Consider the following 12230-nt stretch of genomic DNA (forward strand, 5'->3'; position numbering starts at 1 on the left):
TCACTCCCCCGGGTGATCTGCCGCTTACGCATAGTCCGTTCGGGCCATTCAAGATTGGGCCCGAAGGGGGTGTTGCGCTGTGCCCACCTTCCGTAACGTCCTCAACTGGCGGCGGTGAATATGCCGCTGCCGCCGTGGGGGAGCCTCGATTCGGGAGAGGACGGCGCCGGTATGGGCTGGGTAACCGACTGGAGTGCGCAGGCCGCCTGCCGCACTACCGATCCGGATGAACTGTTCGTTCAGGGAGCAGCGCAGAACAGGGCCAAGGCGGTGTGCACCGGATGCCCGGTACGCACCGAATGCCTGGCCGATGCGCTCGACAATCGCGTCGAGTTCGGCGTGTGGGGAGGCATGACGGAGCGGGAGCGCCGCGCACTGCTGCGCAGGCGACCCACCGTCACCTCCTGGCGCCGGCTTCTTGAGACGGCTCGTCTGGAATACGAACGCGGCGTGGGGATCCTGCCGCTCGACGACGACGAGGTGTACGAGAACTACGCGGCGGTGAGCTGAGGGCACCCCTCGGCTCAGTCGACGGCAGCCTCGGGCAGCTCCGGCCGATTGGCCGCGAGCCGGTCCCCGATGTCCCTGAGCCCCGTGAGGTCGTGCACATCGCCGGGCAGCGCGGCCACTTCGGCCACTGCCACCTCCGGGTGGAGCGAGGTGAAGCGGTCACGCGTGCGCTGCTCGCGGGAGAGCAGCTGCATACGTTCGGCGTGCAGCCTCAACAGGCCTGCGGTGAGCCGCTCGACGCTCTGGGCGGCCTCGTCCTCCTGATCCGGACCGGGGGAGTCGGTCTCGGACGCGGGAGGCGCGGCGGACTCGGATGCGGGGGATCCTGAACTGCCGTACGTGTCGGGAGAGTTACGAACTCCAGCTTTCCCGCCGTCCTGATCCACAATGCGGGGCTCCACAAGATTTTCCGCGGCGGCGAGCGCACGCTCGGCCGACAGCCGGGCGGCGCCGCTGCCGTGGACCCGGTTGAGCACCAGACCGGCGAGCGGCATGTCCTCGGCGGCCAGCCGCTCCACGAAGTACGCGGCCTCCCGCAGCGCGTCCCGCTCCGGGGCCGCCACCACGAGGAACGCCGTCCCGGGCGCCTGCAGCAGCCTGTACGTCGCATCCGCGCGCGTGCGGAACCCGCCGAAGGTCGTGTCCATCGCGGCCACGAACGTCTGGACGTCCTTGAGGAGTTGACCGCCCAGCAGCTTGCCGAGGGTGCCGGTCATCATCGACATCCCGACGTTCAGGAACTTCATGCCCGCCCGCCCGCCGAGCTTGGCCGGGGCGGTGAGCAGCCGGATCAGCCGGCCGTCCAGGAACGAGCCGAGCCGCTTGGGTGCGTCCAGGAAGTCGAGCGCCGAGCGGGACGGCGGGGTGTCGACGACGATCAGGTCCCACTCGTCCCGCGCCCGCAGTTGCCCGAGCTTCTCCATCGCCATGTACTCCTGCGTGCCCGCGAAGCCCGCAGAGAGAGACTGGTAGAAGGGGTTGTTCAGGATCGCGGCGGCCCGCTCACCGTCCGCGTGCGCCTCGACGATCTCGTCGAAGGTGCGCTTCATGTCGAGCATCATGGCGTGCAGTTCGCCGTCGCCGTCCACGCCCTTCACCCGGCGCGGGGTGTTGTCGAGCGAGTCGATGCCCATGGACTGGGCGAGCCGGCGCGCAGGGTCGATGGTCAGCACGACCACCTTGCGCCCGCGCTCGGCGGCCCTGAGGCCGAGGGCGGCCGCGGTCGTGGTCTTTCCCACCCCGCCCGAGCCGCAGCACACCACGATCCGCGTCTTCGGGTCGTCGAGCAGCGGGTCGACGTCGAGCACGCGCGCGGGGGTCAGGCGGTGGCGGGCGGTCTCCTGTGTGTGGGCCGGCTCCGGACTCATGACATCCCCTGCTTCCGCTGCTTACGACTCGTGCTCCGCGTGCCCCGGCTCATGACAGGCCCTGCTCCCGCAGCTCGGTGGCCAGCTCGTACAGCCCTGCCAGGTCCATGCCCTCGGCGAGCAGCGGCAGTTCGTGCAGCGGCAGGTTCTGCTCGGCGAGGACCGCACGCTGTTCGTGCTCCAGCGCGTACCGCTCGGCGTACTCGTCGGCCTGCTGGAGCAGCGGGTCCACCAGCTTCTCCGCGTTCCCACCGCGGCGCGCCCCGCCGAGCCCCGCCGCCGACAGCGACCTGGCAACAGAAGAACGCGGCACACTGCGTACGAGTTCCAGATCCTCCGCGTCCAACACCTCGGGCCGCACCATGTTCACGATGATCCGCCCCACCGGCAGCTTCGCGGCGCGCAGTTCGGCGATCCCGTCCGCGGTCTCCTGGACGGGCATCTCCTCCAGCAGCGTCACCATGTGCACGGCCGTCTCCGGCGACTTCAGCACCCGCATCACGGCCTGCGCCTGATTGTGTATCGGGCCGATCTTGGCGAGGCCCGCCACCTCGTCGTTCACGTTCAGGAAGCGGGTGATGCGGCCGGTGGGCGGTGCGTCCATGACGACGTAGTCGTAGGCGAACCGCCCGGCCTTGTCCTTCCTGCGTACCGCCTCGCATGCCTTGCCGGTCAGGAGCACGTCCCTGAGGCCCGGTGCGATGGTGGTGGCGAAGTCGATCGCGCCGAGCTTCTTCAGGGCTCTGCCCGCGCCACCCAGCTTGTAGAACATCTGGAGGTAGTCCAGAAGGGCCAGTTCGGGGTCGATGGCGAGGGCGTACACCTCCCCGCCCCCCGGAGCGACGGCGATCTTCCGCTCCTCGTAGGGCAGCGCTTCCGTCTCGAAGAGCTGCGCGATGCCCTGGCGCCCCTCGACCTCGACGAGAAGCGTCCGCTTCCCCTCGGTCGCGAGGGCCAGCGCGAGGGCGGCGGCGACCGTCGTCTTTCCGGTCCCGCCCTTGCCGCTGACGACCTGGAGCCTGCTCACGCCTTCGAGCCTAACCAGTCTGTGTGCCAACCACGCGACAGCCTGTGGATAACGCGAGAACGGGCGGCGTTCGGGCAGCGGCTAGAGTCGGCCACATGACCAAGTGGGAATACGCGACTGTGCCACTGCTCGTCCACGCAACGAAGCAGATTCTGGACACCTGGGGCGAGGACGGCTGGGAGCTCGTCCAGGTCGTGCCCGGGCCGAACAACCCCGAGCAGCTGGTGGCCTACCTGAAGCGGGAGAAGGCATGAGTGCCGTAGAGGCGAAGCTGGCCGAGCTCGGCCTGACCCTGCCCGACGTCGTGCCGCCGCTGGCCGCGTACCAGCCGGCCGTGCAGTCCGGTGTCTACGTGTACACGGCCGGACAGCTCCCGATGGTGGAGGGCAAGCTGCCCGTCACCGGCAAGGTCGGCGCGGAGGTCACGGCGGAGGAGGCCAAGGAGCTGGCCCGCACCTGTGCCTTGAACGCCCTGGCCGCCGTGAAGTCCGTCACCGGTGACCTGGACCGCATCGCGCGCGTGGTGAAGGTCGTGGGCTTTGTCGCCTCGGCCTCTGACTTCACCGGCCAGCCCGGTGTGGTGAACGGCGCCAGCGAACTGCTCGGTGCGGTCCTCGGCGACAAGGGTGTGCACGCGCGCAGTGCGGTCGGCGTGGCGGTGCTGCCGCTGGACGCACCGGTCGAGGTCGAGATCCAGGTCGAGCTCGTCCCGTAGCCGGCCGTAGCCGGTGCTCTGACCTCGGGGACCTCTCGAACATTCGCGCACCACGGGATAGCCTCCGCCCATGGCGAATGGGCAGTGGTTCCCGCAGGACTGGCCGGGACGCATCCGCGGACTCGCGGACGGCACGCTCACCCCGGTCGTCCCCAAGCGCGCGGCAACCGTCATGCTCCTGAAGGACACCGACGGCGGTCCCTTCGTCCACATGCTGCGCAGACGCGCCTCCATGGCCTTCGCCGGAGGCGCGTACGCATATCCGGGCGGCGGCGTCGACCCCCGCGACGACGAGCACCATGTCCGCTGGGCGGGCCCCACGCGCGCGTGGTGGGCGCAACGGCTCGGCGTCGACGAGAGAGCGGCCCAGGCGATCGTCTGCGCGGCTGTACGCGAGACGTACGAGGAGGCGGGCGTCCTGCTCGCCGGACCGTCCGCCGACTCCGTGGTGGGCGACACCACGGGCGAGGACTGGGAGGCCGACCGTGCGGCCGTGGCCGCGAGGGAGTTCTCCTTCGCCGAGTTCCTCGACCGCCGCGGCCTGGTCCTGCGCTCGGATCTCCTCGGCGCCTGGACCCGCTGGATCACCCCGGAGTTCGAATCCCGGCGCTACGACACCTGGTTCTTCGTGGCAGCCCTCCCGCACGGCCAGCGCACCCGCAACGCCTCCACGGAGGCCGACCGCACGGTGTGGATCCGCCCCGGGGACGCGGCAGCCTCGTACGACAAGGGCGAGCTGACGATGATGCCGCCCACCATCGCGACCCTGCGCCAGCTGGCCCCCTGCGCCACGGCCGCCGACGCGCTCGCCGCGGCCCCCGACCGCGACCTCACCCCCGTCCTCGCGCAGGCCCGGCTGAAGGACGGCGAGATCGTGCTGTCGTGGCCGGGCCACGACGAGTTCACGAAGCACATCCCGACCGACAGTCCGACCGACCTTCCGACCGGTGGAGCCTCCGCATGACGGACGCAGCAGCCCTTCCCGGCCAGCCGCGGGGCGGGGTTCTCACCGGCCCCGCCACCGCCCGGGCCTTCAACGTCCTGGCGCCCAACGCCTCGGTGATGACCCTCGACGGCACGAACACGTGGATCCTCGCCGAGCCCGACTCCGACCTGGCCGTCGTCGTCGACCCCGGCCCCCTGGACGAAGGGCATCTGCGCAACGTCGTGGACACGGCCGAGAAGGCCGGCAAGCGCATCGCGCTCACCCTGCTGACCCACGGCCACCCGGACCACGCGGAGGGCGCCGCCCGCTTCGCCGGGCTGACCGGCACGAAGGTGCGCGCCCTGGACCCGGCGCTGCGGCTGGGCGACGAGGGGCTCGCGGCCGGGGACGTGGTCACGGTCGGCGGCCTGGAACTGAGGGTCGTACCGACCCCCGGTCACACCTCGGACTCCCTCTGCTTCCATCTCCCGGCCGACCAGGCCGTCCTGACGGGCGACACCGTCCTGGGCCGCGGCACGACCGTAGTGGCGCACCCCGACGGCCGCCTGGGCGACTACCTGGACTCGCTACGACGGCTGCGCTCGCTGACGGTCGACGACGGCGTCCACACGGTGCTCCCGGGCCACGGCCCCGTCCTGGAGGACGCCCAGGGAGCCGTCGAGTTCTACCTGGCCCACCGCGCCCACCGCCTCGCCCAGGTCGAGACGGCCGTCGAGGACGGCTACCGCACGCCGTCCCAGGTCGTCGAGCACGTGTACGCGGACGTGGACCGGTCCCTGTGGCCGGCGGCGGAACTGTCGGTGCGGGCGCAGCTGGACTACCTGGTGGAGCACGGGCTCATCTGAGCCCTTGGGGCTTTGACGCCGTGCACGCGCGCGTACTCCTCGGCGAGCCACGGGCCGAGGTCGTCGACGTACGAGTGCAGTACGGCGGCGTCACCCGTCGGCTCGTACCCGAGGACGGCCGCCGCCCGCATCTGCTCGGCCCGCTCCGGGTAGTACGCGCCGAAGGCCTCGGCCATCTCCGCAAGGTCGCTGGTCCAGCCGTTCCAGCGGGGCATCACGAGCGTGAACCCGGTACGCACGAGATGCCGGGACATGAAGCGCACGAGCGGCCGCCGGGCGTCGTCGGCGTTCTCGGTGCTCTCAGGGTTCTCGGCCTCCGCGATCCGCTGCCGCCAGCGGGGCAGCAGCAGGGCCAGGTCCCCGTTGGTCTCGCGGGCGAGCACGGAGTCGGGCCGATAGCGCGGCAGGTACTCGGCGAGGTCCTCGCCGAGCAACGGCGTGCACAGACAGGCGACGAACCAGCCCAGGTCGTACGTCTCCGCCTCGCTCAGCAGCCGCGTCCGGCTGTACAGCAGGATGCCGACCCCGTCGATCTGTGCGAACCCCTTGCCGACGGCTCCACCGAGCGCCCGGGTGGCCTCCCGGTCCGCCTCGGACGGCTCCTCCCGCAGCACGACCAGCAGATCCAGATCACTGCGCCCCACGCGCGCGGTGCCGCGCGGAATGGACCCGTACAGGTACGCGCTGTCCAGCCGCGCCCCGAACACCTCGATCAGCCGGTCGCGCGCGGCGGCCACGACGGGGCGGAAGGCGTGCGGCACGCGCGCGAGGGACCCTTCGCGCTCGATGCAGCCCTGGGCGTCGAGGCCTCTGGAGGTCGCGTTTTCGGACATGGGGTCACTACACCAGCCCGTCCGGCGTTTGAGGACGAGGCCCTTTAGGCCGAAGCGGGGGTCTGGGGGCGGCAGCCCCCAGGGACGGTCACCGCGAACGCTTTGCCAGCCGCTCGACGTCCAGCAGGATGACCGCCCGCGCCTCCAGGCGGAGCCACCCGCGCTGCGCGAAGTCGGCCAGCGCCTTGTTGACCGTCTCCCGCGAGGCGCCGACCAGCTGGGCCAGCTCCTCCTGCGTCAGGTCGTGGACGACGTGGATGCCCTCCTCGGACTGCACGCCGAAGCGGCGCGAGAGGTCCAGCAGGGCGCGGGCGACGCGTCCGGGGACGTCGGAGAAGACCAGGTCGGACATCGCGTCGTTGGTCTTGCGCAGCCGGCGGGCGACGGCGCGCAGCAGGGCGCCGGCCACCTCGGGGCGGGCGCTCAGCCAGGGCTGCAGGTCGCCGTGGCCGAGTCCGAGGAGCTTGACCTCGGTCAGGGCGGTGGCCGTGGCGGTGCGCGGGCCCGGGTCGAACAGCGACAGCTCGCCGATCAGCTCGCTGGGGCCGACGACGGCGAGCATGTTCTCGCGGCCGTCGGGGGAGGTGCGGTGGAGCTTCACCTTGCCCTCGGTGACGACGTACAGCCGGTCACCGGGGTCGCCCTCGTGGAAGAGCGAGTCACCGCGCGCGAGGGTCACCTCACTCATGGAGGCGCGGAGCTCCGCGGCTTGCTCGTCGTCGAGCGCCGCGAAGAGCGGGTTGCGCCGCAGAACGTCGTCCACGAGTTCTCTCCTTGTCGACCTGCTCAGGGGATCTTGCTCCCCCTTGGTACCAGGGGACCGTGCTCCCCATTTTGCCGGACGGTCCAAACAGTGTGATCTGTCACAAGGATGCCGTACACATGTCCCGAGGTAAGCGGCAGGGGTCCAATTGGGGGCCGATCTCCCGGGTCCGGGGCGGATGTCAGTGCCGGGCTTTAGGCTGGCCGGGTGTCCAAATCGCCGGTGAGAGCACAGGCCAAGGGGGCTGGGCGGGTGGTTGTACGTCGTGATTCCGCTGTGGGCGAACAGAACCCCGGTGGAGGAAAGAAACCGGCAAAAGTGACGAAAAGCGCTCCGGTGCAGAAGGCTGCCGCGAAGAAGGCCGCGGTGAAGAAGGCTGCCGTCAAAAAGGCTGCGGCCGGCAAGAAAGCGGCCGCCGCGCCCAGGAAGGCGACGACCGCGGCGAAGAAGGGCGCGGCTGCGGCCAAGAAGCCGTCCGCCGTGGCCAAGGACGTCCCTCCCGCCAAGTCGTCCGTCGCCAAGCCGCCGAAGGACGAGTCGCGCACCGCCCTGGTCCGTCGTGCCCGCCGCATCGACCGCGAGCTCGCCGAGGTGTATCCGTACGCCCACCCGGAGCTGGACTTCGAGAACCCCTTCCAGCTCGTGGTCGCCACGGTCCTGTCCGCCCAGACCACCGACCTCAGGGTCAACCAGACGACGCCCGGGCTCTTCGCCAAGTACCCCACTCCGGAGGACCTCGCCGCCGCCAACCCCGAGGAGGTCGAGGAGATCCTCCGCCCGACCGGCTTCTTCCGGGCCAAGACCAAGTCGGTCATGGGGCTGTCGAAGGCGCTGGTGGAGCAGTTCGGCGGGGAGGTCCCCGGCCGGCTCGAGGACCTGGTCAAGCTGCCCGGTGTGGGTCGCAAGACCGCCTTCGTCGTGCTGGGGAACGCCTTCGGGCGGCCCGGCATCACCGTGGACACGCACTTCCAGCGGCTGGTGCGGCGCTGGCAGTGGACGGACGAGACCGACCCGGACAAGATCGAGGCCGCCGTCGGTGCGCTCTTCCCCAAGAGCGACTGGACGATGCTCTCGCACCACGTGATCTTCCACGGCCGCCGCATCTGCCACGCCCGCAAGCCCGCCTGCGGCGCCTGCCCCATCGCTCCACTCTGCCCGGCCTACGGCGAGGGCGAGACGGACCCGGAGAAGGCGAAGAAGCTGCTCAAGTACGAGAAGGGCGGCTTCCCCGGTCAGCGCCTCAAGCCCCCGCAGTCGTACCTGGACGCGGGCGGCAAACCGGCGCCGCCGCTGGGGGCCGGATGACGGGCGATGCGGTACGGCTCCGGGGCCGGACACGGCCGGCTCAGGAACGATCTGGGGCCTTCGAGGCGTTGGACCCGGCAGGACGGGGGTGGCGATGACGCGCGCGAGCAATACGCGGGGTGGGCCGGTGGTGCTCAGCAAGGAGGGGCTGCCCGAGTGGCTGGACCCGGTGGTGCATGCCGTGGAGACGGTGCAGCCGCTGCAGCTGAGCCGCTTCCTGCCGCCGGAGAACGGGGCGGGGCGGCAGTCCGCCGTACTGATCCTGTTCGGCGAGGGCGAGCGCGGCCCCGAGCTGCTGCTGATGGAGCGGGCGAGTTCACTCAGGTCGCATGCCGGGCAGCCGTCCTTCCCCGGCGGTGCCCTCGACCCCGAGGACGGCGACCCGAAGGCCGACGGGCCGCTGCGGGCCGCTCTCCGCGAGGCCGAGGAGGAGACCGGACTCGACCCCTCCGGCGTGCAGCTCTTCGGTGTGCTGCCCAAGCTGTACATCCCGGTCAGCGGCTTCGTGGTGACCCCCGTGATGGGCTGGTGGCGCGAGCCGAGCCCGGTCGGGGTCGTCGATCCGAACGAGACGGCCCGGGTCTTCACCGTCCCCGTGGCGGATCTCACGGATCCCGACAACCGGGCCACCACGGTCCACCCCAGCGGCCACCGAGGTCCGGCATTTCTGGTCGAATCGGCCCTGGTCTGGGGCTTCACAGCCGGAATCATCGACCGTCTGTTCCACTACGCGGGCTGGGAGCGGCCCTGGGACCGGGCCAAGCAGGTCCCGCTCGACTGGCGGTCATGACAGGGTGTCTGCCGTGCTGTGTCTTTCCGGGGGACACTGTGATCGGTTGCCGCTGCGCGGCGGGCCGGCCCCCGGCCGACCTGAGGTGACCGCAGAGTGATGAGGCGAGGCTCGAACCGGTGAACGTGCTGGACATCCTGTTGCTGGTCGCCGCCGTGTGGTTCGCGATCGTGGGCTATCGCCAGGGGTTCGTCGTCGGAATCCTGTCGGTGATCGGCTTCCTGGGCGGCGGTCTCGTCGCCGTCTACACCCTGCCCGTCATCTGGGACGCGCTGACCGACAACGCCGAGGTGAGCACGACCGCCGCCGTCGTCGCGGTGGTGGTCGTCATCGTCTGCGCCTCCGTCGGACAGGCCCTGACCACCCACCTCGGCAACAAGCTGCGCCGCTACATCACCTGGTCCCCGGCCCGCGCGCTGGATGCGACCGGCGGCGCCCTCGTCAACGTCGTGGCGATGCTCCTCGTGGCGTGGCTGATCGGCTCGGCCCTGGCCGGTACGACGCTGCCGACCCTCGGCAAGGAGGTCCGCGGCTCCAAGGTGCTCCTCGGTGTCGCCCGGGCCCTTCCCGACCAGGCCGACACCTGGTTCGCGGACTTCTCCTCGGTCCTCGCGCAGAACGGCTTCCCGCAGGTCTTCAGCCCGTTCTCGAACGAGCCGATCAACGATGTCCGTCCCCCCGACCCGGCTCTCGCGAACAGCCCCGTGGTGACGCGCGCGAAGCGCTCCATCGTCAAGGTCATGGGCACCGCGCAGAGCTGCGGCAAGGTCCTGGAAGGCAGCGGCTTCGTCTTCGGCGACCGCCGCGTCATGACCAACGCGCACGTGGTCGGAGGCGTCGACGAGCCCACCGTCCAGATAGGCGGCGAGGGCCGGAAGTACGACGCGAAGGTCGTCCTCTACGACTGGCACCGCGACATCGCCGTACTCGACGTACCCGATCTCAAGGCGCCCGCCCTGAACTTCACGACCACGGACGCCCGCAGCGGCGACAGCGCGATCATCGCGGGCTTCCCGGAGAACGGGTCGTACGACGTCCGAGCCGCACGCGTGCGTGGCCGCCTCCCGGCCAACGGCCCGGACATCTACCACCGCGGCACCGTCCGCCGGGACGTCTACTCGCTGTACACGACCGTCCGCCAGGGCAACTCCGGCGGCCCGCTGCTCACGCCCAGGGGCAATGTGTACGGCGTGGTGTTCGCGAAGTCCCTCGACGACGCCGACACGGGGTACGCCCTCACCGCGGACGAGATCCAGGAGGACATCGCCAAGGGGCGTACCGCGAACCAGCAGGTGGACAGCGACAGCTGCGCGCTGTGAGCCGCCGGGTGGTGGGAGGAGGCGCGTCAGCCTCGGGGATGGCGCAGGCGTACCGAGACCCAGCGGGCCCGGCGGCGCAGAATGCGCGGAATGCCCACCCTGAGGTCCGTGCCCGCCATCTGCGGTGCACCGCCTCGCTGGTGGGAGCTCAGGCCACTGGCCGAGCGGCGATTGCGTGCTGCGTCACTGTAGTCGTGCGTCCAGCCCATACCTCGACGTCTGCCCCTGCCCCAAGGTCGATAACCGCCCCCTGGGCCCCCAATTGGCCTATGCGCCGGGCAATTGGCCGTTCGTAGGACACACGTTCAGATCCGGATACCGGGCGCATCGGCTCGGTCACCGATCGGGCTCGGGGTCTTTCAGCCAATTGACCAGTTCTGTAGAGAAAGCGACCGGATCCTCCTCGTGCGGGAAGTGCCCCAGTCCGTCGAACAGCCGCCAGCGGTACGGTGCTTCGACGTACTCGCCGGATCCGGCCGCGCTCCGTGTGCGCATCACCGGGTCGAGTGAGCCGTGCAGATGGAGGGTCGGGACCCGGAGGGGGCGCTTCATGCGGCGGTTGAACTGGATGCCGTCCGGGCGGGCCATGGAGCGGACCATCCAGCGATACGGCTCGATCGCACAGTGCGCCGTCGACGGGATGCACATCGCACGGCGGTACGTCTGAATCGCCTCGTCGTCCGGCAGGTTCGGCCCCGACCACTCCCGGATCAGCTCACCGACGAGCGCGCCGTCGTCCGCGGTCAGCTGCCGCTCGGGGATCCAGGGGCGCTGAAAGCCCCAGATGTAGGAGCCCGCGCGGGTCTGCTTGACGTCCGAGAGCATCGCGGAGCGCCAGCGTCGGGGATGCGGCATCGAGGAGACCGCGAGCCGCCGGACCAGCTTCGGGCGCATCACGGCCGCCGTCCACGCCAGATATCCGCCCAGGTCGTGGCCGACCAGCGCAGCGTCCGGCTCGCCCAGGGAGCGGATCACGCCGGTGATGTCGAGCGCGAGGTTCGCGGGGTCGTAGCCGCGCGGGGTGCGGTCGCTGCCGCCGACGCCGCGCAGATCCATGGCGACGGCCCGGAAGCCCGCGTCGGCCAGCGCGGTCAGCTGGTGCCGCCAGGTCCACCAGAACTGCGGGAAGCCGTGCAGCAGCAGCACCAGGGGCCCGTCGCCGGCCTCGGCGATATGGAAGCGGGCGCCGTTGGCGGCCACGTCCCGGTGCGTCACCTTTGTCCCGTCGGGCAGGGCGTCCGGTCGTACGACCGAGGTGGGTTGCGCCCAAGGTGATTGCCCCGCAGGGGTGGAGGAACCCGTCATGAGGTCGAGCGTGCCACAGCCTCGATGGCCGCGGGGGCCCGGTCCTCGAGCGCCGGGGCTTCCGGCTGCTCCGGCCGCGGGTGCGGCTTGGCTTTCTGCAGCACGCCCGCCGTCTCCTTCATCGACGCGGCGACCTTCTGCGGGCCCTTGCTCTTCTTCGCCTTCTTCGCGAAGACCACGCCGATCAGGGCGAGGACGACCGCGACCAGTACGTTCGCCGCGAAGGACAGCAGGAAGCAGATCGCGAGGTTCCAGTCGCTCCAGGTCCGGATGCCGTACGCCAGCGCGAAGTTGAGCATCGGCAGGGAGAACACCAGGACCAGGGCGGCCACCGTGAACGCGCCGCCGCTCGTCGCGCCGCGCTTGACGTCCTGCTTGAGCTGCGCCTTGGCCAGTGCGATCTCGTCATGCACCAGCGCCGACATCTCGGTCGTCGCGGAGGCGAACAGCTGGCCGATGCTGCGTTCGGCGCCGACCGGGCTGCCGTCGGGTGCGCTCATCGCGG

Annotated in this window: 15 protein-coding genes; 8 read left to right on the forward strand and 7 right to left on the reverse strand. The window is 70.7% G+C overall.

What is annotated here, in order from left to right; translation table 11 throughout:
- Positions 1-171 precede the first annotated feature (171 nt).
- Positions 172-510, forward strand: a complete 339-nt coding sequence (wblA, locus tag ACFY10_RS30405) for a transcriptional regulator WblA (protein WP_185124443.1) — start codon at positions 172-174, stop codon at positions 508-510.
- Between the two features lie 14 nt (positions 511-524).
- On the opposite strand, the gene ACFY10_RS30410 is transcribed toward wblA, so the two are convergent.
- Both ACFY10_RS30410 and ACFY10_RS30415 read right to left on the reverse strand, forming a co-directional pair.
- Positions 525-1877, reverse strand: a complete 1353-nt coding sequence (locus tag ACFY10_RS30410; protein WP_390668394.1) for an ArsA family ATPase — start codon at positions 1875-1877, stop codon at positions 525-527.
- A 49-nt stretch (positions 1878-1926) separates the two neighbouring features.
- Positions 1927-2904, reverse strand: coding sequence for an ArsA family ATPase (locus ACFY10_RS30415; RefSeq protein WP_390668395.1), 978 nt, complete (start codon positions 2902-2904; stop codon positions 1927-1929).
- Between the two features lie 95 nt (positions 2905-2999).
- On the opposite strand from ACFY10_RS30415, the gene ACFY10_RS30420 reads away from it, so the two are divergent.
- The 4 genes from ACFY10_RS30420 (at position 3000) to ACFY10_RS30435 (ending at position 5410) form a co-directional block, all read left to right on the forward strand.
- Positions 3000-3158 carry a DUF4177 domain-containing protein gene (locus ACFY10_RS30420; protein WP_003967454.1) on the forward strand — a complete coding sequence of 53 codons (159 nt, stop codon included), beginning with the start codon at positions 3000-3002 and terminating at the stop codon, positions 3156-3158.
- The gene (locus ACFY10_RS30425; protein WP_390668396.1) at positions 3155-3619 is read left to right on the forward strand and encodes a RidA family protein; all 465 of its coding nucleotides are present in this window, start codon (positions 3155-3157) and stop codon (positions 3617-3619) included. The genes ACFY10_RS30420 and ACFY10_RS30425 overlap by 4 nt, the downstream gene beginning before the upstream one ends.
- 70 nt (positions 3620-3689) lie before the next feature.
- Entirely contained in the window at positions 3690-4583 is an 894-nt protein-coding gene (locus ACFY10_RS30430; RefSeq protein ID WP_390668397.1) for an NUDIX hydrolase, read from the forward strand.
- Positions 4580-5410, forward strand: a complete 831-nt coding sequence (locus ACFY10_RS30435; protein ID WP_390668398.1) for an MBL fold metallo-hydrolase — start codon at positions 4580-4582, stop codon at positions 5408-5410. The genes ACFY10_RS30430 and ACFY10_RS30435 overlap by 4 nt, the downstream gene beginning before the upstream one ends.
- Here the strand turns inward: ACFY10_RS30435 and ACFY10_RS30440 are convergent.
- Together ACFY10_RS30440 and ACFY10_RS30445 are read right to left on the reverse strand one after the other, a co-directional pair.
- Positions 5383-6243: a nucleotidyltransferase domain-containing protein gene (locus ACFY10_RS30440; protein ID WP_390668399.1), complete on the reverse strand. Its 861-nt coding sequence runs from the start codon at positions 6241-6243 to the stop codon at positions 5383-5385. The genes ACFY10_RS30435 and ACFY10_RS30440 overlap by 28 nt on opposite strands.
- An 88-nt stretch (positions 6244-6331) precedes the next feature.
- Entirely contained in the window at positions 6332-7006 is a 675-nt protein-coding gene (locus ACFY10_RS30445; RefSeq protein ID WP_115906767.1) for a Crp/Fnr family transcriptional regulator, read from the reverse strand.
- A gap of 318 nt (positions 7007-7324) precedes the next feature.
- Here ACFY10_RS30445 and nth point away from each other — a divergent pair, with 318 nt between their 5' ends.
- From nth to ACFY10_RS30460, 3 genes are all read left to right on the forward strand, one after another.
- On the forward strand, positions 7325-8311 hold the full coding sequence (gene nth, locus ACFY10_RS30450) for an endonuclease III (protein WP_390668400.1): 987 nt from the start codon (positions 7325-7327) through the stop codon (positions 8309-8311).
- A 94-nt stretch (positions 8312-8405) separates the two neighbouring features.
- Positions 8406-9101 carry an NUDIX hydrolase gene (locus ACFY10_RS30455; RefSeq protein ID WP_390668401.1) on the forward strand — a complete coding sequence of 232 codons (696 nt, stop codon included), beginning with the start codon at positions 8406-8408 and terminating at the stop codon, positions 9099-9101.
- Between the two features lie 119 nt (positions 9102-9220).
- A complete protein-coding gene (locus tag ACFY10_RS30460) occupies positions 9221-10420 on the forward strand; it encodes a MarP family serine protease (RefSeq protein WP_390668402.1) in 1200 nt (399 codons plus the stop codon).
- A 26-nt stretch (positions 10421-10446) separates the two neighbouring features.
- Here the strand turns inward: ACFY10_RS30460 and ACFY10_RS30465 are convergent, their stop codons facing one another.
- From ACFY10_RS30465 to ACFY10_RS30475, 3 genes are all read right to left on the reverse strand, one after another.
- Positions 10447-10629 (reverse strand): hypothetical protein, encoded by a 183-nt coding sequence (locus ACFY10_RS30465; protein ID WP_078912721.1) that lies wholly within the window; start codon positions 10627-10629, stop codon positions 10447-10449.
- Between the two features lie 127 nt (positions 10630-10756).
- Positions 10757-11725 carry an alpha/beta fold hydrolase gene (locus ACFY10_RS30470; protein ID WP_390668403.1) on the reverse strand — a complete coding sequence of 323 codons (969 nt, stop codon included), beginning with the start codon at positions 11723-11725 and terminating at the stop codon, positions 10757-10759.
- Positions 11722-12225 (reverse strand): phage holin family protein, encoded by a 504-nt coding sequence (locus tag ACFY10_RS30475; protein WP_390668404.1) that lies wholly within the window; start codon positions 12223-12225, stop codon positions 11722-11724. The genes ACFY10_RS30470 and ACFY10_RS30475 overlap by 4 nt, the downstream gene beginning before the upstream one ends.
- Positions 12226-12230: the final 5 nt, after the last annotated feature.

It is taken from the genome of Streptomyces sp. NPDC001401 (genome assembly GCF_042895385.1).
GTDB lineage: Bacteria > Actinomycetota > Actinomycetes > Streptomycetales > Streptomycetaceae > Streptomyces.

Coding starts and splice junctions, on each gene's coding strand:
- ACFY10_RS30465 (WP_078912721.1), bottom strand. CDS start 10,629: ATGGGCTGGACGCACGACTACAGTGACGCAGCACGCAATCGCCGCTCG.
- ACFY10_RS30430 (WP_390668397.1), top strand. CDS start 3,690: ATGGCGAATGGGCAGTGGTTCCCGCAGGACTGGCCGGGACGCATCCGC.
- ACFY10_RS30440 (WP_390668399.1), bottom strand. CDS start 6,243: ATGTCCGAAAACGCGACCTCCAGAGGCCTCGACGCCCAGGGCTGCATC.
- ACFY10_RS30455 (WP_390668401.1), top strand. CDS start 8,406: ATGACGCGCGCGAGCAATACGCGGGGTGGGCCGGTGGTGCTCAGCAAG.
- ACFY10_RS30410 (WP_390668394.1), bottom strand. CDS start 1,877: ATGAGTCCGGAGCCGGCCCACACACAGGAGACCGCCCGCCACCGCCTG.
- ACFY10_RS30470 (WP_390668403.1), bottom strand. CDS start 11,725: ATGACGGGTTCCTCCACCCCTGCGGGGCAATCACCTTGGGCGCAACCC.
- wblA (WP_185124443.1), top strand. CDS start 172: ATGGGCTGGGTAACCGACTGGAGTGCGCAGGCCGCCTGCCGCACTACC.
- ACFY10_RS30435 (WP_390668398.1), top strand. CDS start 4,580: ATGACGGACGCAGCAGCCCTTCCCGGCCAGCCGCGGGGCGGGGTTCTC.
- ACFY10_RS30475 (WP_390668404.1), bottom strand. CDS start 12,225: ATGAGCGCACCCGACGGCAGCCCGGTCGGCGCCGAACGCAGCATCGGC.
- ACFY10_RS30420 (WP_003967454.1), top strand. CDS start 3,000: ATGACCAAGTGGGAATACGCGACTGTGCCACTGCTCGTCCACGCAACG.
- ACFY10_RS30425 (WP_390668396.1), top strand. CDS start 3,155: ATGAGTGCCGTAGAGGCGAAGCTGGCCGAGCTCGGCCTGACCCTGCCC.